The sequence below is a fragment of the Streptomyces sp. NPDC014764 genome, from assembly GCF_043082785.1.
In the GTDB taxonomy this organism is placed as follows: domain Bacteria; phylum Actinomycetota; class Actinomycetes; order Streptomycetales; family Streptomycetaceae; genus Streptomyces; species Streptomyces althioticus.
The window spans coordinates 138,270-158,192 of record NZ_JBIBXY010000013.1; the positions used below are offsets into that span (position 1 = coordinate 138,270).

Here is a 19,923-nt window from a genome sequence, read left to right on the forward strand (position 1 = left end):
CCGGCAACGGGCGGCGGGGGTCGGAAGCGGATGTCCGATTCCGACCCCCGCCGCCCTGCACCGGGTTCCGGTTCTCCCGGCCGCGCGGCCGGCCCGCTCAGCGGTGGCGGCGCTGCACCATCACCGCCGCGCCCACGGCCAGCATCACGAGCCCGCCCGCGGCGGCCATCAGCTGCGTGCGGTGCTGCTTGCCGACCTCGCCCGCGTGGGCGGCGCTGCTGCGCATCTGCACGCTCATCGCGCCGGCCCGGTCCTTCAGTTCGTCGGCGCGCGCCCTGGCCCGTGCCTTGACGTCCATCTTCCCGGCCAGTTCCTCGACGGTGTCGCCGAGTTCGTGCCGGGTCCGTTCGATCTCCCGCCGCAGCTCGTCCGGGCCCTTGGCCCCGTGCGCCGCCTCACTGCCGGCGTCCACGTGGGCTCCCGACGGGGACGCCGAGCCCCTCACGTCGTGCGTCATCGGTGTGCCCTTCCCTTGATCTCCTCGACGTCGGCCTTGACGCTGCCCAGCGTCCGCTCCGGCTTGGGCGGCGTGGCCCGGCGCAGCTGCCCGCGTCCGGTGAGCGCCAGCACACCGGCGATCAGGAACAGCACGCCCGTGATGATCAGGGCCGCCGCCCACAGCGGCAGCACCAGGTCGAGAGCGGCGATTCCCGTGGCGGCCAGCGCGAGCAGCCCCGCGTAACCGAACGCTCCCGCCGCTCCCAGCATCCCGCCGCCGACTCCGGCCCGGCGCCCCTTCTCGGCCAGTTCCTCCTTGGCGAGCGCCACTTCCTGCCGTGCGAGTCGTGAGATCTGTTCGGTGGCCTGGCCGACGAGCTCGCCGACGCTGTGCTCGTCGCGGACGGGCCGTTGTTGGATGGTTCCGGCCACGGTGCGCCTCCTCTCGGTGGGGCCACCCGAGTACCCCCGCCCGCTCCGCCCTATCCCTCAAGCAATGCTTACGAGTACCGGTCAGAACCTGTAAGTAGACCTTCACCGTCCGCGAGCCGACACTACTCCCATGACGACCACCCCTCCCTCCCTCGGCCGCACGCTGTGCGCGATGATCACCCCTTTCACCGCCTCGGGCGCGCTGGACCTGGACGGCGCCCAGCGGCTGGCCGACGGTCTGGTGACCCGGGGCTGCGACGGCCTTGTGCTGTCCGGCACGACCGGTGAGTCCCCGACGACGACGGACGCCGAGAAGCGGTCGCTGATCGCGGCCGTACGGGAGGCCGTCGGCACCCGCGCCACGCTGGTCGCCGGCGTCGGCACCCCCGACACCGCCCACACCGCCGCCCTGGCCCGTGATGCGGAGCGGGCGGGCGCCGACGCCCTCCTGCTGGTCGCCCCGTACTACAGCCGCCCGCCGCAGGACGCGGTCGAGGCGTACTTCCGCGAGACGGCCGACGCGACCGGGCTCCCCTTGGTCCTCTACGACATCCCGGCCCGCACCGGCGTCCGAGTCGAGCCGGACACCCTGCTGCGACTGGCCGAGCACCCGCGGATCGTGGCGGTGAAGGACTGCAGCAACGACTTCCTGGCCGCGCAGAAGGTGATGGCCCGCACGGATCTGGCGTACTACGCGGGCTGCGACGAGCACAATCTGGCGCTGTACGCGGTGGGCGGCGCCGGGTGTGTCAGCACCGTGGCCAACGTGGCCCCGTCCGCCGTGAGTTCCGTCCTCGACGCCTTCGACCGGGGCGACACGGCGGAGGCCGTGCGCCTCCAGCACCGGCTGATGCCGCTGGTCGAGGCGATGATGGCGGGCGGCCTCCCCGGCACGGTGACGGCGAAAGCCCTGCTCCCCGCCCTGGGCCTTCCCGCGGGCCCCGTCCGCCCGCCCCTACGCCCGGCGGACCCGCGCACGACGGCCGCCCTGAGGGAGACCTACGACCGCCTGGCGGACGTCAGTTCCACATCTGCCCGTCGCTGAGCAGCAGCACGTGCTCCAGGACGTCCTCGGCGGGGTCGTCGATCTGCCCGAGATCGGCGTTCACCAGCCCCACCCGGGGCCCGTTCTTCGAGCCGCTGGTCGTCTCGTCGGCGTACGCGGTGCCCGCCAGGCTCCCGCAGAGCATCAGCATCGCGGCCACCCCCATCACACCGATCACACAGCGCAGCACGCCCCGCACCCACTTGTCACTCATCGCCCGTCCCACTTCCGTGCACTTCCAGTCGCCTTGGCGTCTGATCGGACCCTGTGTCCACCCGTTCATCTGCCAAAACGACCTCAAGGTCACGGAAAGTAACCCGTACGAGCATGAGCTACCGCGGAACGGCTACCGCCACCAGTCCCCGGCCGCGTCCTCGGCGAGGGCGCGCCGCACATACGCGTCGATGCTTCCGGCGACCCACACCCGGCTGTCGGTCTCGTGGTCCCACGCGAAGACGTCGTCCCGCTCGGGCGCGACGACGAGGGCGAACTGGTCGCCCCCGCCGTTGTCGCCGAAGAACAGCAGCGAGTCGAAGGGCATGTACGACTCGCGGAGCCCCTCCCCGGACCAGAACAACAGGTTCTGCCCGACGATCCGGGCGAGCGGCCACACGACCCCGGTCCCGTACGCGTCGACCACCCCGTCGGTCTCCCGCAGCAGGGCGCCCAACCTCGCCGGCACCGCACGCCCGAGCCGCCGCTCCGCCTCCCTCGACGCGGCCGCGTCCACGGGTGCGCTGCACTCGGCCGACACTCCGGCGAAGATCTCACGCACGACGACAGGTCAGTCCCGCCCGGACCAGACCGGCCCCTCGTCGGTCCAGACGACGCCCTTGTTGCGGCAGAGGCAGAAGGGATGCCCGACCGGGTCGGTGTAGATCCGCCACCCGTACCCCTCGGGCCCGGTGAAGTCCTGCCGCAGCGTGGCCCCGAGGCCGAGCACGCGAGTCTGCTCGGCCTCGATGTCGTCGACCTCGAAGTCGAGGTGGAACTGCTTGGGATGCTCGGTGTCGGGCCACTGCGGAGCCCGGAAGTCGTCGACCCGGATGAACGCCAACTCGATCTCCCCGAACCGGATTCCGGCCCAGTCCGCGGTACTGTCCTCCTTCACCGGCCGCCCCGTCACCTCGGAGTAGAAGCCCGCCAGCGCCATGGTGTCGGGACAGTCGATGATGAAATCGGTGAGTCGCAGCATCCCTTGATCGTGTCACACGGCCTCCGCCCCGTCCTCGTCCTCGTCTCGGCGGCCGGCCCCGCGGACTCGGGCACGAACGTCGCGCCGAGGCCGTGTCGCGCGGTGCCGAACGGCCGAGGGGTGTCTGCGAGGACGCCCCTGGGCCGCGACGCCGCGAGAGGTGACGGCCGGTGGTCAGGCCGAGTTCCCCATGCGGAGACCGATCACGAGCCGCAGCAGCCGCCCGCGGGGGCCTCCTCGGCGGGCGCCTTCGAGCCGAGCTGGATCAGCTGCGGCGCCGGAGTGCAGCAGCCGTCGCCGCTCTGCTCCGCCGCGGGGGCGTCGAAGAGCCCGGCTCCACCGCACACCCCGGTTTCGGGGAGGGTGAGTTCGACACGGTCGGCGGACTCGGTGTCCCCGGCGATGGCGGCGACCACGGAGCGGACCTGCTCGTAGCCGGTCATCGCCAGGAACGTGGGGGCGCGTCCGTAGGACTTCATCCCGACCAGGTAGACGCCCTTCTCCGGGTGGGCCAGTTCGCGGTGGCCGTGCGGGTAGACGGTGCCGCAGGAGTGCTGGTTGGGGTCGATCAGCGGCGCCAGTGCGACGGGGGCCTGAAGACGCTCGTCCAGTCCGAGACGGATCTCGGACAGGAACGACAGGTCCGGCCGGAAGCCGGTCAGCACGATCACCTCGTCCACCGGTTCCAGGCGGCGGCCGTCCTCGGCGGCCAGGACGAGACGGCCGTCGGCGTCCCGCTCGATCGCCTCGGTGCGGAAGCCGGTGACCGCGTCCGCGTGACCGTCGTCCACGGCGGCCTTGGCCGCGAGCCCGAGCGCGCCTCGCGCCGGGAGCTGGTCGGCGGTGCCGCCGCCGAAGGTCGAGCCGGAGATGCCGCGGCGCAGGATCCACACCGCGTGGGTGCCTGCGCCGTCGTCGGCCTCGGCCAGATCGGCGAGGTAGGCAAGTGCGGTGAAGGCGGAGGCACCGGTGCCGATCACGGCGGTGCGCCTGCCGGCGTACCGGGTCCTCACGGCCGGGTCTTTCAGATCCGGGACACGGTAGGTGATCCGGTCGGCGGCTGCCCTCTCGCCGAGTGCGGGCAGACCGCTGCCACCGGCCGGACCGGGCGTCGTCCAGGTGCCGGAGGCGTCGATCACCTCCCGGGCGAGCACCTTCTCCTCCCGGCCGTCGGCGTAGGTGACGTGGACGACGAAGGGCTGCGTCTCGCGGTCGGCGTCGACGATCCGGTCACGGCCGGCGCGCGAAACTCCGGTCGCCCGTGCCCCGGTGCGCACTCGCCCGCCGAGGACGTCGGCAAGCGGCTGAAGGTACCTCTCGGCCCAGTCCCCGCCGGAGGGATAGGACGCCGGGTCGGGCTTGACCCAACCGGTAGGCGCCAGCAGCTTCTCGGCGGCCGGGTCCGTCACCTCGCTCCAGGTGGAGAACAGCCGCACATGGCTCCACTCCCGCACCGCGCTGCCCGCCGTGGTGCCGGCTTCCAGCACGAGCGGTTCGATACCTCGCGCGACGAGGTGGGCGGCGGCGGCCAGGCCGACCGGTCCGGCCCCGATGACCACGACGGGCAGGTTCTGCTTCTCCATGGCGGTTGTCCTCTGTGTCGTTTGCGGTTCGGGCGCCTCGGCGGAGCGGGGAGAGGGGAGCGGACGCGAGATGGGTCCCGCTGCGCCGGGTGTCCGCACGGCTGTCGGCATCACACACCTCAGCACACGGGCATGCGGACTCCCCGATCCCCTGTTTCGAATTCCGTCGATGTCTTGTTGGAGCCAGCATGGCACCTGTATCGACAGACGTCAACATAGACGTCTGTCGAAACGAGGTGTCCGGCACCGATGGCTCTGGCGGCGTAATTCGACATGTGTCAACATAGACGCATGTCGAATGCCAAGGTTCTGCCGCTGCTCGAACTCGACGGTGGGAGTGTCGCGCCGTGCTGCCCGCCGCTGACCGAGCGGCCCCTGAACGCCGAGGAAGCCGAGACGGCCGCCCGCATGTTCAAGGCCCTCGGCGATCCCGTCCGCCTCCGGCTGTTCTCCGCGGTCGCCTCGCACGAGGGCGGTGAGGCGTGCGTGTGCGACATCTCCGACGTCGGGGTCTCCCAGCCGACCGTCTCCCACCACCTCAAGAAGCTGAAGGAGGCCGGCCTCCTGACCTCCGAGCGGCGCGGCACCTGGGTCTACTACCGGGTCGAGCCGTCCGTGCTCGCCGCGATGGGGCAACTGCTGGCCGGCGCGTCGCCCGTGGCCTGACGCCGGAGCACCGCCACTTCGGTGCGCCGTGTCAGGCCTGGTCCCGCACGGCGAACTTCCGGCGCCACGCCAGCGAGACGTACACGAGCCCGACCAGGACGGGCACCTCGACGAGAGGGCCGACCACACCGGACAGAGCCTGACCGGAGGTGACACCGAACGTGGCGATGGCAACGGCGATGGCCAGCTCGAAGTTGTTGCCGGCCGCGGTGAACGCCAGCGTGGCGGTGCGGTCGTAGGGAAGACCGATCACCTTGCCGAGCGCGAAGGCGCCGAACCACATGAGGGCGAAGTACGCCAGCAGCGGCAGGGCGATCCGGGCGACGTCCAGCGGCTGGGAGGTGATGGTCCTCCCCTGCAGGGCGAAGAGGACGACGATCGTGAACAGCAGCCCGTACAGGGCCCAAGGACCGATCCGGGGCAGGAAGTTCGCCTCGTAGGCGTCGCGGCCCAGCCGGCGCTCGTCGATACGGCGGGTGAGGAATCCGGCGATCAGCGGGACACCGAGGAAGACGACGACGTTGAGGGCGATCTTCCCCATGGAGATGTCCAGGCGCTGACCGTCACCGAGGCCGAGCCAGCCGGGCAGCAGGTCGAGGTAGAACCAGCCCAGCAGGCCGAAGGCCAGCACCTGGAAGACGCTGTTGAGAGCGACGAGGACGGCCGCGGCCTCGCGGTCACCGCAGGCGAGGTCGTTCCAGATGATGACCATGGCGATGCAGCGGGCGAGGCCCACGATGATCAGGCCGGTGCGGTACTCGGGCAGGTCCGGCAGGAAGGCCCATGCCAGCGCGAACATCACCGCCGGACCGACGAGCCAGTTGATGGCCAAGGAAGAGAACAGCAGCTTCTTGTCACCGGTGACAGCATCGAGCCTGTCGTAGCGAACCTTGGCCAGGACCGGGTACATCATGATCAGCAGGCCGCCGGCGATGGGCAGGGAGATGCCGCCGATCTCCACCTCGGCCAGGACGTCGTTCAGACCGGGGACGGCACGTCCCAGGCCCAGGCCGAGAGCCATGGCAAGCAGGATCCATACCGCGAGCCAGCGGTCCAGGGCCGACAGCTTCGCGACGACCGAGGGCTCCGCGGGCGGCGCGGTCACGGTGGTGCGGGTCACGGGCAGGCCCTCTTGTTGTCTGCGGCCGCGCGAGCAGTGGCGGCGAGATCGGCGAACTGGCCGGCCAGGTTCTCGATGACGTCCGGCCGAAGGCTGTAGTAGGTCCACCGGCCGCACGGCTCGGTCTCGACCACACCGGCCTGGCGCAACACCTTCAGATGGTTGGAGAGGTTCGTCTGCTTGGCGCCCGTCTCCTCCATGAGGTGCGTGGTGCAGAGCGTTTCACGGGCGAGCAACTGCACGATCCGGAATCTGAGGGGGTCGGCGAGCACCCGCATCAGATCAGCGTCGGCTGACGTCATCATGAGCTGATACTGTCACATCAGTCGACACTGATACCAGTCACGGCTGATGGGCCGAGAACCCGGGGTCGACCTCCTGTTGATGCCACAGCCGAAGGGGCACGAACCGATGTCCGTCAACCCGCTCGCCTCCGTGCTGTTCGTCTGTGTGCACAACGCCGGCCGCTCGCAGATGGCGGCCGGATTCCTCTCCCACCTGGCCGGCGACCGTGTCGAGGTCCGCTCCGCCGGTTCCGTCCCGGGGGACCGGGTCAACCCGGCCGCCGTCGAGGCCATGAGGGAAGTCGGCATCGACATCTCCACCGCGAGGCCGAAGATCCTCACCACCGACGCCGTCCGGGCGTCCGACTACGTCATCACCATGGGCTGCGGTGATGCCTGCCCGGTCTTTCCGGGCAAGAGGTATCTCGACTGGGCCCTGGAGGACCCGGCAGGCCTGGGCGTCGAGGCCGTCCGCCCCATCCGTGAGGAGATCAGGGCTCGCGTCGAGGCCCTGATCTCGGAGATCGACGCTGCCGTGGAGCCCGAGGCCTGACGGACACCGCCCCGCCTGCGAGGTGGGTGGTGCGGGTACACACGCCGCGGGCGCTCGTCGCTTGCAGCGGCGCGTGGAGCAACCACCGCGACCGGGACCGCGAGGCGTCCCGTACACAAACGCGAGCGCCCTCCCGGTCCGTCCTCGGGCCGCGGAAGGGCGCTCGACGCTGATCGACGCCGACAACTGCCGACAGCTCGGCAGCCGGTCAGGACGCTGATCGGCAAGGCGGCCGCGAGCAGCGGCCGTCGGCCGTCAGTTGTGGCTGTGCAGCACGTCGTTCAAGCCGCCCCACACCGCGTTGTTCGGACGGGCCTCCACGCGGCCCGTCTCCGAGTTGCGGCGGAAGAGGATGTTGGAGGCGCCGGAGAGTTCGCGGGCCTTGACGACCTGGCCGTCGGGCATGGTCACCCGGGTGCCCGCGGTGACGTAGAGGCCGGCCTCGACCACGCACTCGTCGCCGAGGGCGATGCCCACGCCCGCCTCCGCGCCGACCAGGCAGCGCTCACCGATGGAGATGCGGACGTTGCCGCCGCCCGACAGGGTGCCCATCGTGGACGCGCCGCCGCCGATGTCGGAGCCGTCGCCGATGACGACGCCCGCCGAGATGCGGCCCTCGACCATCGACGTGCCGAGCGTGCCGGCGTTGAAGTTGACGAAGCCCTCGTGCATCACGGTGGTGCCCTCGGCGAGGTGCGCGCCGAGGCGGACGCGGTCGGCGTCGGCGATGCGCACGCCCTTGGGGGCCACGTAGTCCGTCATGCGCGGGAACTTGTCCACGGACGTCACCTGGAGGTGCAGGCCCTCCGCGCGGGCGTTCAGCCGCACCTTCTCCAGCTCGTCCACGGCGACCGGACCCAGCGAGGTCCAGGCGACGTTGGCCAGGTGGGCGAAGATGCCGTCCAGGTTCTGGCCGTGCGGCTTCACCAGCCGGTGGGAGAGCAGGTGCAGCCGCAGGTAGACGTCGTGCGCGTCGACCGGCTTGGCGTCCAGGGACGAGATGACCGTGCGGACCGCGACGACCTCGACGCCCCGGCGCGGGTCCGGGCCGGCCGCGGCGATGGCGCCGCCGCCCAGCAGCTTCGCCGCCTGCTCGGCGGAGAGCCGCTCGGTGCCGGACGGGCCCGGCTCGGCGGCGAGCTCGGGGGCCGGGAACCAGGTGTCGAGGACGGTGCCGTCGGCGGCGATGGTGGCGAGGCCGGCGGCCACTGCGCCGGTGGTGCTCTGAGCAGTCGTGTCGGTCATGAGGGCAACCTAACCGGCCGGTGGCACCGGACGCGAACCGGTGCCGCCCGCATCTCGGGTGCCGGTCCGGGACACGCCTCGGGCGCCTGTCCGGGACCCGCCGTCACCCGGAAGCAGCCGCCCCAGCACCTCCCGCGCGTACTGCTCGTCGTACGGCGTCCCCGTCAGCAGCACCTGGAGGCAGATGCCGTCCATCAGGGCGACCAGGGCCCGCGCCGTCACCGGGTCCGTACGGCGGGACAGCACCACGGCGACGTCCTCGCACCACTCGGCGGCGACCGGACGCAGGGCCGGGCGCCGCAGCGCCGCCAGATACAGCTCGTACTCCAGCTCCACGCCCGTCCGCTCGCCGCCCAGCCACTCCCCCATCAGCGCCGCCAGCTCGCCCGCCAGGTCGGCCCGCGGGTCCTCCAGGCCGCCGCGTGAGGCGATCACCTTGGCGAAGCCCTCGTTGGCCTGGCGCAGGGCGGCCACCATCAGCTCGTCGAGGGTCTTGAAGTGGTACGTGGTGGAGCCGAGGGGCACGTCCGCCTCCTGGGCGACGCTGCGGTGGCTGAGTCCGGCGATGCCGCTGCGGCCGACCACCCGGATCGCCGCGTCGATGATCCGCTGCCGCCGCTCCGGGTCGTACCGGCGCCCGGCCATCAGTGCGCGCCGCCCAGGTTCAGCACCACCACGCCGACGATGATCAGCCCGATGCCGACGGCCTTGGGGACCGTCATCCCCTCGCCGAGGAACAGGATGCCGATGGTCGCGATGGCGGCGGTCCCCACGCCGGCCCAGATGGCGTAGGCGGTGCCGACGGCCACGGTGCGCAGCGTCTGCGCGAGGAGGGCGAAGGAGACGACGTAACCGAGCACGGTCAGCAGGGAGGGCCAGAGCCTGCTGAAGCCGTCGCTGTACTTCATGGCGGTGGTGGCGCACACCTCGGCCGCGATGGCCCCGGCCAGCAGCAGGTATCCCATGTGTACGAGCGTACACAACGGAGACCCCGAAGCGGCACGAAAACGGCGACGCCCCCCGAAGGGGACGTCGCCGTCGATCCGTGGTGCGGCGGACTCAGACGTTGAAGCCCAGCGCCCGCAGCTGCTCACGGCCGTCGTCCGTGATCTTGTCCGGGCCCCACGGCGGCATCCAGACCCAGTTGATCCGCAACTCGCTGACCAGGCCGTCCGTGGCGGACTTCGCCTGGTCCTCGATGACGTCGGTCAGCGGGCAGGCGGCAGACGTCAGCGTCATGTCGACGGTCGCCACGTTGGAGTCGTCCACGTGGATGCCGTAGATCAGGCCCAGGTTGACGACGTCGATGCCCAGCTCGGGGTCGACGACGTCCATCAGGGCCTCGCGGAGCTCCTCCTCCGAGGCCGGCTTCATCTCCACGGTCTCGCTCATGCCGTAGTCCTTTCGGCGTCGGCGCCCAGCGCCTGGGCCGTCGCGTCCTTCCACGCCATCCAGCTCAGGAGGGCGCACTTGACCCGCGCGGGGTACTTGGAGACGCCGGCGAACGCGATCGCGTCCTCCAGCACCTCCTCCATCGCGTCGTCGGGCTCGATCTTCCCCTTGGACTGCATCAGCTCCAGGAACGTGCCCTGGATCTTCTGCGCCTCGGCAAGGTCCTTGCCGACCAGCAGGTCGTTCAGCACGGACGCGGACGCCTGGCTGATGGAACAGCCCTGGCCCTCGTAGCTGACGTCGCTGATGGTCGTGCCGTCGTACTTCACGCGCAGCGTGATCTCGTCGCCGCACGTCGGGTTGACGTGGTGCACCTCGGCGTCGCCGTCCCGGAGACCACGCCCGTGCGGGTTCTTGTAGTGGTCCAGGATGACGTCCTGGTACATGGAGTCCAGCTTCACGCCTCAGCCCCTCATCCGAAGAAGTTCCGTACGTGCTCCAGACCGTCGACCAGTGCGTCGATGTCCGCCGGCGTGGAGTACAGATAGAACGACGCCCGCGTGGTCGCAGGAATTCCGTACCGCAGGCAGACGGGACGGGCGCAGTGGTGGCCGACCCGGACCGCGATGCCCTGCTCGTCGAGGACCTGGCCCACGTCGTGCGGGTGGATGTCCCCGAGGGTGAAGGAGATCGCGGCGCCCCGGTCCTCGGCGGTGGCCGGACCGATGATGCGCAGGTCCGGCACCTCGAGGAGCCGCTTGACGGCGTACTCGGTGATGGCGTGCTCGTGCGCGAGGATCTTGTCCATGCCGATGTCCGACAGGTAGTCGATCGCCGCACCGAGCCCGACCGCCTGGGCGATCGGCGGGGTGCCCGCCTCGAACTTGTGCGGGGCGGGGGCGTACGTCGACGAGCTCATCGACACGGTCTCGATCATCTCGCCGCCGCCGAGGAACGGCGGCAGGTCCTCCAGCAGCTCCTGGCGGCCCCAGAGGACGCCGATGCCGGTCGGGCCGCACATCTTGTGGCCGGTGAAGGCCACGAAGTCGGCCTGGAGGGCCTGCACGTCAAGCGGCATGTGCGGCGCGGCCTGGGAGGCGTCGATGCACACCAGGGCGCCGACCTCCTGGGCGCGGCGCACGATGGCCTCGACCGGGTTGACCGTGCCCAGGATGTTGGACACCAGCACGAAGGAGACGATCTTCGTCTTCTCGGTGATGACCTCGTCGATGTTCGACAGGTCGAGCCGGCCGTCGTCGGTGAGGCCGAACCACTTCAGCTTCGCGCCCGTGCGCTGCGCGAGCAGCTGCCACGGCACGATGTTGGAGTGGTGCTCCATCTCCGTGATGACGATCTCGGTCTCGTGGTCCACCCGGTAGGGCTCGTCGGCCCAGCCGAGCATGTTGGCCACGAGGTTGAGCGACTCGGAGGCGTTCTTGGTGAAGATCACCTCGTCGCGCGAGGGCGCGTTGACGAACTCGGCGACCTTGTCGCGCGCACCCTCGTACAGCGCCGTGGCCTCCTCGGCGAGCACATGCACACCGCGGTGGACGTTGGCGTTGTAGCGCTCGTAGTACTCGCCGAGGGCGTCCAGCACCTGACGCGGCTTCTGGCTGGTCGCCGCGTTGTCCAGATACACGAGCTTGCGCCCGTCGTGGACCTGACGGTCCAGGATGGGGAAGTCCTTGCGGATCGCCTCGGTGTCGAGGAGGCCCGGCAGCTGTGTCACTCGGATGCGCCACCCTTCGTGTATGCCTCGTAGCCCTCTGCCTCCAGCTTGTCGGCGAGCTCGGGGCCGCCGGACTCGGCGATCCGTCCGGCCGCGAAGACGTGGACGTGGTCGGGCTTGATGTAGCGCAGGATGCGCGTGTAGTGCGTGATCAGCAGGGTGCCGACCTGGCCGGACTCGCGGACCCGGTTGACGCCCTCGGAGACGACACGCAGGGCGTCGACGTCGAGGCCGGAGTCGGTCTCGTCGAGGATGGCGATCTTCGGCTTGAGCAGCTCGAGCTGAAGGATCTCGTGGCGCTTCTTCTCACCGCCGGAGAAGCCCTCGTTCACGTTCCGCTCGGCGAAGGCGGGGTCCATGTTGAGGCGCTCCATGGCCTCCTTGACCTCCTTCACCCAGGTGCGCAGCTTGGGGGCCTCGCCGCGGATGGCGGTGGCGGAGGTGCGCAGGAAGTTGGAGACGGAGACGCCGGGGACCTCGACCGGGTACTGCATGGCGAGGAACAGGCCGGCGCGGGCGCGCTCGTCGACGGACATCTCCAGGACGTCCTCGCCGTCGAGGGTGACGGTGCCCTGCGTGATCGTGTACTTGGGGTGACCCGCGAGCGAGTAGGCGAGGGTCGACTTGCCCGAGCCGTTGGGGCCCATGATGGCGTGCGTCTCGCCCTGCTTCACGGTGAGGTCGACGCCCTTGAGGATCTCCTTCGTGGCGTTGTCGGCCTCGACGGTGACGTGCAGGTCTCGGATTTCAAGCGTTGCCATGGGTGCCTCAGGACTCCTGGGTGAGGGAGACGAGCACGTCGTCCCCTTCGATCTTTACGGGGTAAACGGGGACGGGGCGCGTCGCCGGGAGGGCGTCGGGCTTTCCGGAACGGAGGTCGAAGCGCGAGCCGTGCAGCCAGCACTCGATGTGGCAGTCGTCGACTTCGCCCTCCGAGAGGGACACGTTCGCGTGCGAGCAGATGTCGTTGATCGCGAACACCTCGCCCTCGGTGCGCACGACGGAGACCGGCGTGCCGTCGAGTTCCACCCGCTTGGGGGTGTCCTCCTCCAGCTCGCCCAGTCCACAGACGCGTACGAAGGTCATGCGACCGCTGCCTCCAGCTCCTCCTCGATCTTGGCGATCAGGCGCTCCTCGATGTCGGGGACGCCGATCTGCTGGACGAGCTCGGCGAAGAAGCCGCGGACCACCAGACGGCGGGCGTCCTTCTCGGGGATGCCGCGGGCCATCAGGTAGAAGAGCTGCTCGTCGTCGAAGCGGCCGGTCGCGGAGGCGTGGCCGGCTCCGACGATCTCGCCGGTCTCGATCTCCAGGTTCGGCACCGAGTCGACCCGCGCGCCGTCCGTGAGGACGAGGTTGCGGTTCATCTCGTAGGTGTCGGTGCCCTCGGCCTTGGCCTCGATGAGCACGTCGCCGATCCACACGGCGTGCGCCTCCTCGCCCTGCAGCGCGCCCTTGTAGACGACGTTGGACTTGCAGTGCGGGACGTTGTGGTCGACCAGGAGGCGGTGCTCCTGGTGCTGGCCGGCGTCCGTGAAGTACAGGCCGAACAGCTCGGCCTCGCCGCCGGGGCCCGCGTAGGTGACGCGCGGGTGGAGGCGGACGACGTCGCCGCCGAAGGTGACGACGACCGACTTGAAGGAGGCGTCGCGGCCGACGAGCGCGTTGTGCTGGGCGACGTGCACGGCCTTGCCGTCCCAGTCCTGGACGGACACCACGGTGAGCTTGGCGCCGTCGCCGAGGACGTACTCGACGTTGGCGGCGAGCACCGCGTCGCCGGTGTGGTCGATGACCACGAGGGCCTCGGCGAAGGCGCCGAGCTCGATGACCTGGTGGCCGTAGGCGGTGCCGCCGTCGCCGTGCACCGCGATGCGGATCGGCTCGGTGAGGACGGTCTCCTTGGGCACGGTCACGACCGAGGCCTGGGTGAAGGCCGAGTACGCCTGGGCGGCGACGCGGTCCGCCGGGGCGCCGGTGCGGCCGAGCCGGGCGTCGTCGCGGCCGACGGCCTCGACGGTGACGCCCTCGGGCGCCTCGACGGCGATCTTGACGCCCTCGTCGGTGGCGGTGGCGGTGCCGTCGTGCAGGCCGCGCAGCCGCTCCAGCGGGGTGAACCGCCACTCCTCCTCACGGCCGTGGGGGACGGGGAAGTCCGCCACGTCGAAGGACGGGGGCGCGCTCATGCGCGTGGCGACGGTCGACTCGGCGGCGACCGCGATCGAACCGGCGGTCGTCGATCCGACCGGGATGTTCTGAGCCTCAGCCATGGCTGTCGTAGTGCTCGCTTTCCTTACGTAAGGGGCTTGACGGAACGGCGGGGCGGCCGATGGCCGCCCCTGGCCGGTGTCAGCCGACCGCGCCTTCCATCTGGAGCTCGATCAGCCGGTTGAGCTCGAGCGCGTACTCCATCGGCAGTTCCTTGGCGATCGGCTCGACGAAGCCGCGCACGATCATCGCCATCGCCTCGAACTCGCTCAGACCGCGGCTCATCAGGTAGAAGAGCTGGTCCTCGGAGACCTTGGAGACGGTCGCCTCGTGGCCCATGGACACGTCGTCCTCGCGGACGTCCACGTAGGGGTAGGTGTCCGAGCGGGAGATGGTGTCCACGAGCAGCGCGTCGCACAGCACGTTGGACTTGGCGCCGGGGGCGCCCTCGCCGATCTCGATCAGACCGCGGTAGGAGGTACGGCCGCCACCGCGCGCCACCGACTTGGAGACGATGTTCGACGAGGTGTTCGGGGCCATGTGGACCATCTTGGCGCCGGCGTCCTGGTGCTGGCCCTCGCCCGCGAAGGCGATGGACAGGGTCTCGCCCTTGGCGTGCTCGCCCATCAGGTAGACGGCCGGGTACTTCATGGTGACCTTGGAGCCGATGTTGCCGTCGACCCACTCCATGGTCGCGCCCTCGTAGGCCACGGCCCGCTTGGTGACCAGGTTGTAGACGTTGTTCGACCAGTTCTGGATGGTCGTGTAACGGCAGCGGGCGTTCTTCTTGACGATGATCTCGACGACCGCGGAGTGCAGCGAGTCCGACTTGTAGATCGGCGCGGTGCAGCCCTCGACGTAGTGCACGTAGGCACCCTCGTCGACGATGATCAGGGTCCGCTCGAACTGGCCCATGTTCTCGGTGTTGATCCGGAAGTAGGCCTGGAGCGGGATCTCCACGTGCACGCCCGGGGGGACGTAGATGAAGGAGCCGCCGGACCACACCGCGGAGTTGAGCGACGCGAACTTGTTGTCGCCGACCGGGATGACCGTGCCGAAGTACTCCTTGAAGAGCTCCGGGTGCTCCTTCAGGGCGGTGTCGGTGTCGAGGAAGATGACGCCCTGCTCCTCCAGGTCCTCGCGGATCTGGTGGTAGACGACCTCGGACTCGTACTGGGCGGCGACACCGGCGACGAGGCGCTTCTTCTCGGCCTCGGGGATGCCCAGCTTGTCGTAGGTGTTCTTGATGTCCTCGGGGAGGTCCTCCCAGGACTCCGCCTGCTTCTCCGTGGAGCGCACGAAGTACTTGATGTTGTCGAAGTCGATGCCGGAGAGGTCGGAACCCCAGTTCGGCATGGGCTTCTTCTCGAACAGGCGCAGGCCCTTGAGACGGAGCTTGGTCATCCACTCCGGCTCGTTCTTCTTCCCGGAGATGTCCCGGACGACTTCCTCGTTCAGGCCGCGTCGCGCCGACGCACCGGCCTCGTCACGGTCGGCCCAGCCGTATTCGTAGTTGCCCAGACCCTCCAGCTCGGGGTGGGCAGTCTCCGTGGGGAGAGTCATGCGGGGTTCCTCCCGGACGTGCTTGCAGATGCGTTGTGGGAAATCTTGGGGATGAACGTCGTGCAGACGCCGTCGCCGTGCGCGATCGTCGCCAGCCGCTGTACGTGAGTACCGAGGAGCTCGGCGAAAAATTCCGTCTCGGCCTCGCAGAGCTGCGGGAACTGTTCGGCGGCGTGGGCGACCGGGCAGTGGTGCTGGCAGAGCTGCTCGCCGACCGGTGCGCTGCGCGCGGTCGCAGCGTACCCGTCCGCGCTGAGCGCCCTGGCCAGGGCCTCCGTGCGTTTCTCGGGCGGCACGGCCTCCACGGCCTTGCGGTAGGCGCCCGCCTGAGCGGCGATCCGGGCCCTGGCGAACGCGGCGACGGCCTCGCCGCCGCCCTCACGCTCGCCGATCCAGCGCAGCGCGTCCACCGCGAGCTTGTCGTAGGACTGGTCGAAGGCGTCCCGGCCGCAGTCGGTCAGGGCGAACACCTTGGCCGGACGCCCGCGCGAGCGCGTGCCGTAGACGCGCCGGTCACGGGCCTCCACGACGTTGTCCGCGGCCAGGGCGTCGAGGTGGCGGCGCACGGCCGCCTGGGTGAGCTTCAGCCGCTCCGCCAGTTCGGCGACGGTCGACGGGCCGTGGTCCAGGATGGAGCGGGCGACCCGGTTGCGGGTGGACCGCTCACCGGTTGCCAGATCCTCGTGGGACGCCTCGCCAACGTTTTTCACAACGCCATTGTTGCGTAATTCCTCGGAGGCGGGCAAGCCGCGCCCGGACGGCCCACAGTGCCTTGCATCACTTAGGCATACCTAATCTGACCTGCGGAAACGATCTCTGATCGATCGGACCGGCACCGTCCACGAGCGCCCGCCGGCACGGCCCGCACCCCCTCCGACCGGCGCACTTGCCGTTCCGGAGCATATTCCGGACGGTCCGCGCAAGACCGCGTCTCACGTCCGGCCGGCTTCCCGTACCCCCGGCCCTGAGCCCCCCGGAAGCTCCCTAGACTCATGACCCATGCGAAGTGAGCCCGTGGTCCAGGTGCAGTCCCTGGTGAAGCGGTACGGCACGAAGACCGCGGTGAACGGCCTCGACCTGGCGGCCCGGCAGGGCGTGACCGCCGTGCTCGGCCCCAACGGAGCGGGCAAGACGACCACGGTCGAGGTCTGCGAGGGGTACCGGCGGCCGGACTCCGGCACGGTGCGCGTCCTGGGTCTCGACCCGGTCCGCGAGTCGGCGGCGCTGCGGCCCCGCATCGGCGTGATGCTCCAGTCCGGCGGCGTGTACGCGGGGGCGCGGGCGGACGAGATGCTGCGGCACGTGGCCAAACTGCACGCGCGCCCGCTGGACGTGGACGCGCTGATCGAGCGCCTGGGCCTCGGCTCCTGCGGCCGTACGTCCTACCGGCGGCTGTCCGGCGGACAGCAGCAGCGGCTCGCACTCGCGATGGCCGTGGTGGGCCGCCCGGAACTGGTGTTCCTGGACGAGCCGACCGCCGGCCTCGACCCGCAGGCCCGCCACGCCACCTGGGACCTGGTCCGCGACCTGCGCGCCGACGGCGTCTCCGTCGTCCTGACCACGCACTACATGGAAGAGGCCGAGCAGCTCGCCGACGACGTGGCGATCATCGACGCCGGCCGGGTCGTCGCCCAGGGCTCCCCCGAGCAGCTGTGCCGGGGCGGCGCCGAGAACACCCTGCGCTTCTCCGGGCGGCCCGGGCTGGACGTGGCGTCCCTGCTGAAGGCGCTGCCCTCCGACGCGTCGGCCGCCGAGGTGACGCCGGGCTCGTACCGGGTCTCCGGCAAGGTCGACCCGCAGTTGCTCGCCACGGTGACGTCCTGGTGCGCCCAGCACGGTGTCCTGCCGGACCGCATCTCGGTGGAGCGCCACACCCTCGAAGACGTGTTTTTGGAGCTGACCGGCAAGGAGCTGCGTTCGTGACGGCCACCGGGACCTACTCTCCGCAGCCGGGCGCGGCGCCGCTGGCCCGCATGATCGCCGCGCAGGCGGTGCTCGAGACGAAGATGCTGCTGCGCAACGGCGAGCAGCTGCTGCTCACCGTGATCATCCCCACCCTGCTGCTGGTGCTGTTCAGCACCGTGGACGTGGTGGACACCGGCGACGGCGCGGCGGTGGACTTCCTCGCGCCCGGCGTCCTCGCGCTCGCGGTGCTGTCGACCGCGTTCACCGGGCAGGCCATCGCCACCGGCTTCGAGCGCCGCTACGGCGTTTTGAAGCGGCTCGCCGCCTCCCCGCTGCCCCGCTGGGGCCTGATGACCGCCAAGACGCTGTCGGTGCTGGTGACCGAAGTGCTCCAGGTGGTCCTGCTGACGGTGATCGCGCTGATGCTCGGCTGGGACCCGCAGGGCGGCGCTCTCGCCGTGGTCGCGCTGCTGGCGCTGGGCACGGCCGCCTTCTCCGGGCTCGGTCTGCTCATGGCCGGCACGCTCAAGGCGGAGGCCACGCTCGCCGCCGCCAACCTGGTCTTTCTGCTGCTGCTCGTCGGCGGCGGGGTCGTCGTGCCGCTGGACAAGTTCCCCGAGGCGGCGCAGGACGTGCTCGGCCTGCTGCCCATCGCCGCGCTGTCGGGGGGCCTGCGGGACGTGCTCCAGCACGGCGCCGGGATGCCCTGGGCCGACCTGGGGATCCTCACCGCCTGGGCGGTCGCCGGCCTCGCGGCCGCGGGCAGGTTCTTCCGGTGGGAGTGAGCGCGCGATGACCGCGACCGACCCTCGTGAAAGCGTGCACAAGCGGCGGCCTACGATGGGACGCGTGCCAAACGTGACCCGCGCCGACGCCCCGTCGTTCCTGCGCAACCCGCTCGCCTTCGTCGCCGCCCGCTGGACGCCGGACCCCCGGACCGTCCGCCGCGCGGCCCTCACCGCGCTCGTGATGTCGGTGGTCATCGTGGTCACCGGCGGCGCTGTCCGGCTGACCGGCTCGGGGCTGGGCTGCCCCACCTGGCCCAAGTGCACCGAGGACTCCATCCACAACACCGCCGAGATGGGCGTCCACGGCTACATCGAGTTCGGCAACCGCCTGCTGACGTACGTGCTGTGCGCGGCCGTCGGCTGGGCGATCGTCGCCGCGCGCTCGCAGAAGCCGTACCGGCGGAGCCTCACCCGGCTGGGCTGGGCGCAGTTCTGGGTGGTCATGGGCAACGCGGTGCTCGGCGGCATCGTGGTGCTGGTCGGGCTGAACCCGTACACGGTCGCGGCGCACTTCCTGCTGTCCTCGGCGCTGATCGCGGTCGCGACGGTGATGTGGCAGCGCACCCGTGAGGGCGACGCCGAGCCGCGGCCGCTGGTCGGCAAGGCCGTGGTGCAGCTGGTGTGGTTCCTGGTGGCCGCGTCCGTGCTGCTGATCGCGGTCGGCACGGTGGTGACCGGCGCGGGTCCGCACGCGGGCGACTCCAGCGAGGTCCCGCGGATGCCGGTCGACTGGGAGACGGTGGCCAAGCTGCACGCCGTGCTCGCGTGGATCGTGGTGACGCTGACCTTCGCCCTGTGGTTCGTGCTGAAGGCCGTCGACGCCCCCAAGGGGCCGCTGGCGCGCACCCGTGAGCTGTTCCTGATCCTGCTGGCGCAGGGCGTGATCGGCTACGTGCAGTACTTCACCGACCTGCCCGAGGTCCTGGTGGGCGCGCACATGTTCGGCTCGTGCGTCATGTGGATCTGGGTGCTGCGCGTCCTGCTGTCCCTCCGCGAGCGCCCCGAGGCGGCCCCGCAGCCGCAGACCGTCCCGGCTCAGGAGCCGGCCGCCAGCGCGTCGATCGCCGGGCCCAGGTAACCCCGCACCAGTCCGGCGCGCCTCCGCAGCCATGCCGTGTCGGCCGTGACCGGTCCGCCGTAGCGGCGTGCGCGGATGTCCTCCACGACCTCCTCGGGCGCGCCGAGGCGGGACAGCACGTCCAGCGCCTCCCGCTTGCTGATCAGGCGGCCCTCCCGGAGGGTGACGGCGGCCCGCGCGTGGGTCAGCATCCCGAGGTCGACCCATACGTCCCGCGTCCACAGGTCCGCCCGGTCCACGTGCGGCCGCCAGTAGTCGTGCTGGTCCCGCGACACGAACGCGGCGAGCTCCCCGTCCGGCACCGGCGGCAGGACGTCCGCGGGCGGCGCGCCGCGCAGCACCCGGCCCGACGTGTGCAGCTCGGCGCGGGTGACGGGGGTGACTGGCCGCCGCAGCAGCCGTCCGTGCGCCCAGGTGAGGTGGCGCCGCTCGGCGTCCTCGGCCGTGTCCGGGCTCAGGTACGTGCAGTGGAGTCCGCCCGCGAGCGGTTCGGCGCGCAGCCGGTTGTGCAGGACGGCCACCCGCCACACGGCGCCGGGGCTCGGCGGATGCGGCAGGACGGCGATCAGGTCGAGGTCGCTGCGGCCCTCCACGTAGTCGCCGGCGGCCAGGGAGCCGTGCGCCCACACCGCGAGCGGGGACAGGGGCGCGAGCCCGGGGAGGAACCGGTCGAGCAGGGCGTCGGTCTGCTTCACCCGCCCA

Annotated in this window: 26 protein-coding genes; 6 read left to right on the forward strand and 20 right to left on the reverse strand. The window is 70.8% G+C overall.

Annotated elements, in window-relative coordinates:
- Positions 1-97 precede the first annotated feature (97 nt).
- Both ACF1AG_RS26125 and ACF1AG_RS26130 read right to left on the reverse strand, forming a co-directional pair.
- Positions 98-412 (reverse strand): DUF3618 domain-containing protein, encoded by a 315-nt coding sequence (locus tag ACF1AG_RS26125; RefSeq protein WP_387794784.1) that lies wholly within the window; start codon positions 410-412, stop codon positions 98-100.
- A 41-nt stretch (positions 413-453) separates the two neighbouring features.
- The gene (locus ACF1AG_RS26130; RefSeq protein ID WP_163091921.1) at positions 454-870 is read right to left on the reverse strand and encodes a phage holin family protein; all 417 of its coding nucleotides are present in this window, start codon (positions 868-870) and stop codon (positions 454-456) included.
- 130 nt (positions 871-1,000) lie between these two features.
- Between ACF1AG_RS26130 and dapA the strand changes: the two genes are divergently transcribed.
- Positions 1,001-1,915 (forward strand): 4-hydroxy-tetrahydrodipicolinate synthase, encoded by a 915-nt coding sequence (dapA, locus tag ACF1AG_RS26135; protein ID WP_387794783.1) that lies wholly within the window; start codon positions 1,001-1,003, stop codon positions 1,913-1,915.
- Here dapA and ACF1AG_RS26140 read toward each other — a convergent pair.
- The 4 genes from ACF1AG_RS26140 to ACF1AG_RS26155 form a co-directional block, all read right to left on the reverse strand.
- Positions 1,890-2,129: a hypothetical protein gene (locus ACF1AG_RS26140; RefSeq protein WP_359601970.1), complete on the reverse strand. Its 240-nt coding sequence runs from the start codon at positions 2,127-2,129 to the stop codon at positions 1,890-1,892. The genes dapA and ACF1AG_RS26140 overlap by 26 nt on opposite strands.
- A gap of 132 nt (positions 2,130-2,261) precedes the next feature.
- Positions 2,262-2,690: an SMI1/KNR4 family protein gene (locus ACF1AG_RS26145; RefSeq protein ID WP_387794782.1), complete on the reverse strand. Its 429-nt coding sequence runs from the start codon at positions 2,688-2,690 to the stop codon at positions 2,262-2,264.
- Between the two features lie 9 nt (positions 2,691-2,699).
- On the reverse strand, positions 2,700-3,110 hold the full coding sequence (locus tag ACF1AG_RS26150) for a VOC family protein (protein ID WP_387794781.1): 411 nt from the start codon (positions 3,108-3,110) through the stop codon (positions 2,700-2,702).
- A 203-nt stretch (positions 3,111-3,313) separates the two neighbouring features.
- Entirely contained in the window at positions 3,314-4,693 is a 1,380-nt protein-coding gene (locus tag ACF1AG_RS26155; RefSeq protein ID WP_359601973.1) for an NAD(P)-binding domain-containing protein, read from the reverse strand.
- Between the two features lie 291 nt (positions 4,694-4,984).
- Between ACF1AG_RS26155 and ACF1AG_RS26160 the strand changes: the two genes are divergently transcribed.
- Positions 4,985-5,359, forward strand: coding sequence for a metalloregulator ArsR/SmtB family transcription factor (locus ACF1AG_RS26160; RefSeq protein ID WP_359601974.1), 375 nt, complete (start codon positions 4,985-4,987; stop codon positions 5,357-5,359).
- 31 nt (positions 5,360-5,390) lie between these two features.
- Here ACF1AG_RS26160 and arsB read toward each other — a convergent pair whose 3' ends face one another.
- Together arsB and ACF1AG_RS26170 are read right to left on the reverse strand one after the other, a co-directional pair.
- The gene (gene arsB, locus ACF1AG_RS26165) at positions 5,391-6,485 is read right to left on the reverse strand and encodes an ACR3 family arsenite efflux transporter (protein ID WP_387794841.1); all 1,095 of its coding nucleotides are present in this window, start codon (positions 6,483-6,485) and stop codon (positions 5,391-5,393) included.
- Positions 6,476-6,784: a metalloregulator ArsR/SmtB family transcription factor gene (locus ACF1AG_RS26170; protein ID WP_359601976.1), complete on the reverse strand. Its 309-nt coding sequence runs from the start codon at positions 6,782-6,784 to the stop codon at positions 6,476-6,478. Before ACF1AG_RS26170 ends, arsB begins: the two co-directional genes overlap by 10 nt.
- Before the next feature lie 106 nt (positions 6,785-6,890).
- Here ACF1AG_RS26170 and ACF1AG_RS26175 point away from each other — a divergent pair, with 106 nt between their 5' ends.
- Positions 6,891-7,316: an arsenate reductase ArsC gene (locus ACF1AG_RS26175; RefSeq protein ID WP_359601977.1), complete on the forward strand. Its 426-nt coding sequence runs from the start codon at positions 6,891-6,893 to the stop codon at positions 7,314-7,316.
- Positions 7,317-7,571: 255 nt separating this feature from the next.
- Here the strand turns inward: ACF1AG_RS26175 and dapD are convergent, their stop codons facing one another.
- The 11 genes from dapD to ACF1AG_RS26230 form a co-directional block, all read right to left on the reverse strand.
- The gene (gene dapD, locus ACF1AG_RS26180) at positions 7,572-8,561 is read right to left on the reverse strand and encodes a 2,3,4,5-tetrahydropyridine-2,6-dicarboxylate N-succinyltransferase (RefSeq protein WP_359601978.1); all 990 of its coding nucleotides are present in this window, start codon (positions 8,559-8,561) and stop codon (positions 7,572-7,574) included.
- Between the two features lie 9 nt (positions 8,562-8,570).
- Entirely contained in the window at positions 8,571-9,206 is a 636-nt protein-coding gene (locus ACF1AG_RS26185) for a TetR family transcriptional regulator (RefSeq protein ID WP_359601979.1), read from the reverse strand.
- On the reverse strand, positions 9,206-9,526 hold the full coding sequence (locus tag ACF1AG_RS26190) for a multidrug efflux SMR transporter (RefSeq protein WP_359601980.1): 321 nt from the start codon (positions 9,524-9,526) through the stop codon (positions 9,206-9,208). Before ACF1AG_RS26190 ends, ACF1AG_RS26185 begins: the two co-directional genes overlap by 1 nt.
- 94 nt (positions 9,527-9,620) lie before the next feature.
- Positions 9,621-9,953, reverse strand: coding sequence for a metal-sulfur cluster assembly factor (locus tag ACF1AG_RS26195; RefSeq protein ID WP_004989638.1), 333 nt, complete (start codon positions 9,951-9,953; stop codon positions 9,621-9,623).
- Positions 9,950-10,414 carry a Fe-S cluster assembly sulfur transfer protein SufU gene (gene sufU, locus ACF1AG_RS26200; protein WP_019522225.1) on the reverse strand — a complete coding sequence of 155 codons (465 nt, stop codon included), beginning with the start codon at positions 10,412-10,414 and terminating at the stop codon, positions 9,950-9,952. Before sufU ends, ACF1AG_RS26195 begins: the two co-directional genes overlap by 4 nt.
- 11 nt (positions 10,415-10,425) lie before the next feature.
- Positions 10,426-11,682 (reverse strand): cysteine desulfurase, encoded by a 1,257-nt coding sequence (locus ACF1AG_RS26205; RefSeq protein WP_359601981.1) that lies wholly within the window; start codon positions 11,680-11,682, stop codon positions 10,426-10,428.
- Positions 11,679-12,443: a Fe-S cluster assembly ATPase SufC gene (sufC, locus tag ACF1AG_RS26210; protein WP_359601982.1), complete on the reverse strand. Its 765-nt coding sequence runs from the start codon at positions 12,441-12,443 to the stop codon at positions 11,679-11,681. Before sufC ends, ACF1AG_RS26205 begins: the two co-directional genes overlap by 4 nt.
- Positions 12,444-12,450: 7 nt before the next feature.
- Positions 12,451-12,768: a non-heme iron oxygenase ferredoxin subunit gene (locus ACF1AG_RS26215; protein ID WP_024887259.1), complete on the reverse strand. Its 318-nt coding sequence runs from the start codon at positions 12,766-12,768 to the stop codon at positions 12,451-12,453.
- Positions 12,765-13,949, reverse strand: coding sequence for a Fe-S cluster assembly protein SufD (sufD, locus tag ACF1AG_RS26220; protein ID WP_359601983.1), 1,185 nt, complete (start codon positions 13,947-13,949; stop codon positions 12,765-12,767). Before sufD ends, ACF1AG_RS26215 begins: the two co-directional genes overlap by 4 nt.
- A gap of 79 nt (positions 13,950-14,028) precedes the next feature.
- Positions 14,029-15,450: a Fe-S cluster assembly protein SufB gene (gene sufB, locus ACF1AG_RS26225; RefSeq protein ID WP_145825154.1), complete on the reverse strand. Its 1,422-nt coding sequence runs from the start codon at positions 15,448-15,450 to the stop codon at positions 14,029-14,031.
- Positions 15,447-16,160, reverse strand: coding sequence for an ArsR family transcriptional regulator (locus ACF1AG_RS26230; protein ID WP_359601984.1), 714 nt, complete (start codon positions 16,158-16,160; stop codon positions 15,447-15,449). Before ACF1AG_RS26230 ends, sufB begins: the two co-directional genes overlap by 4 nt.
- Before the next feature lie 289 nt (positions 16,161-16,449).
- Here ACF1AG_RS26230 and ACF1AG_RS26235 point away from each other — a divergent pair, with 289 nt between their 5' ends.
- The 3 genes from ACF1AG_RS26235 to ACF1AG_RS26245 are packed head-to-tail and all read left to right on the forward strand — an operon-like array spanning position 16,450 to position 19,221.
- Positions 16,450-17,373, forward strand: a complete 924-nt coding sequence (locus tag ACF1AG_RS26235; RefSeq protein WP_359601985.1) for an ABC transporter ATP-binding protein — start codon at positions 16,450-16,452, stop codon at positions 17,371-17,373.
- Entirely contained in the window at positions 17,370-18,140 is a 771-nt protein-coding gene (locus tag ACF1AG_RS26240; protein ID WP_359601986.1) for an ABC transporter permease, read from the forward strand. Before ACF1AG_RS26235 ends, ACF1AG_RS26240 begins: the two co-directional genes overlap by 4 nt.
- 55 nt (positions 18,141-18,195) lie before the next feature.
- Positions 18,196-19,221: a COX15/CtaA family protein gene (locus tag ACF1AG_RS26245; protein ID WP_359601987.1), complete on the forward strand. Its 1,026-nt coding sequence runs from the start codon at positions 18,196-18,198 to the stop codon at positions 19,219-19,221.
- Here the strand turns inward: ACF1AG_RS26245 and ACF1AG_RS26250 are convergent.
- Complete coding sequence (locus ACF1AG_RS26250) at positions 19,179-19,916, reverse strand: nucleotidyltransferase (RefSeq protein ID WP_359601988.1); 738 nt, start codon at positions 19,914-19,916, stop codon at positions 19,179-19,181. The genes ACF1AG_RS26245 and ACF1AG_RS26250 overlap by 43 nt on opposite strands.
- Positions 19,917-19,923: the final 7 nt, after the last annotated feature.

Bases quoted from the DNA above. Each gene is read 5' to 3' on its own strand.
- ACF1AG_RS26140 (WP_359601970.1), bottom strand. From the start codon at position 2,129: ATGAGTGACAAGTGGGTGCGGGGCGTGCTGCGCTGTGTGATCGGTGTG.
- ACF1AG_RS26150 (WP_387794781.1), bottom strand. From the start codon at position 3,110: ATGCTGCGACTCACCGATTTCATCATCGACTGTCCCGACACCATGGCG.
- ACF1AG_RS26175 (WP_359601977.1), top strand. From the start codon at position 6,891: ATGTCCGTCAACCCGCTCGCCTCCGTGCTGTTCGTCTGTGTGCACAAC.
- ACF1AG_RS26190 (WP_359601980.1), bottom strand. From the start codon at position 9,526: ATGGGATACCTGCTGCTGGCCGGGGCCATCGCGGCCGAGGTGTGCGCC.
- ACF1AG_RS26215 (WP_024887259.1), bottom strand. From the start codon at position 12,768: ATGACCTTCGTACGCGTCTGTGGACTGGGCGAGCTGGAGGAGGACACC.
- ACF1AG_RS26245 (WP_359601987.1), top strand. From the start codon at position 18,196: ATGGGACGCGTGCCAAACGTGACCCGCGCCGACGCCCCGTCGTTCCTG.
- dapD (WP_359601978.1), bottom strand. From the start codon at position 8,561: ATGACCGACACGACTGCTCAGAGCACCACCGGCGCAGTGGCCGCCGGC.
- ACF1AG_RS26185 (WP_359601979.1), bottom strand. From the start codon at position 9,206: ATGGCCGGGCGCCGGTACGACCCGGAGCGGCGGCAGCGGATCATCGAC.
- sufB (WP_145825154.1), bottom strand. From the start codon at position 15,450: ATGACTCTCCCCACGGAGACTGCCCACCCCGAGCTGGAGGGTCTGGGC.
- ACF1AG_RS26195 (WP_004989638.1), bottom strand. From the start codon at position 9,953: ATGAGCGAGACCGTGGAGATGAAGCCGGCCTCGGAGGAGGAGCTCCGC.
- ACF1AG_RS26170 (WP_359601976.1), bottom strand. From the start codon at position 6,784: ATGATGACGTCAGCCGACGCTGATCTGATGCGGGTGCTCGCCGACCCC.
- sufD (WP_359601983.1), bottom strand. From the start codon at position 13,949: ATGGCTGAGGCTCAGAACATCCCGGTCGGATCGACGACCGCCGGTTCG.
- ACF1AG_RS26160 (WP_359601974.1), top strand. From the start codon at position 4,985: ATGTCGAATGCCAAGGTTCTGCCGCTGCTCGAACTCGACGGTGGGAGT.
- ACF1AG_RS26235 (WP_359601985.1), top strand. From the start codon at position 16,450: ATGCGAAGTGAGCCCGTGGTCCAGGTGCAGTCCCTGGTGAAGCGGTAC.
- dapA (WP_387794783.1), top strand. From the start codon at position 1,001: ATGACGACCACCCCTCCCTCCCTCGGCCGCACGCTGTGCGCGATGATC.
- sufC (WP_359601982.1), bottom strand. From the start codon at position 12,443: ATGGCAACGCTTGAAATCCGAGACCTGCACGTCACCGTCGAGGCCGAC.
- ACF1AG_RS26155 (WP_359601973.1), bottom strand. From the start codon at position 4,693: ATGGAGAAGCAGAACCTGCCCGTCGTGGTCATCGGGGCCGGACCGGTC.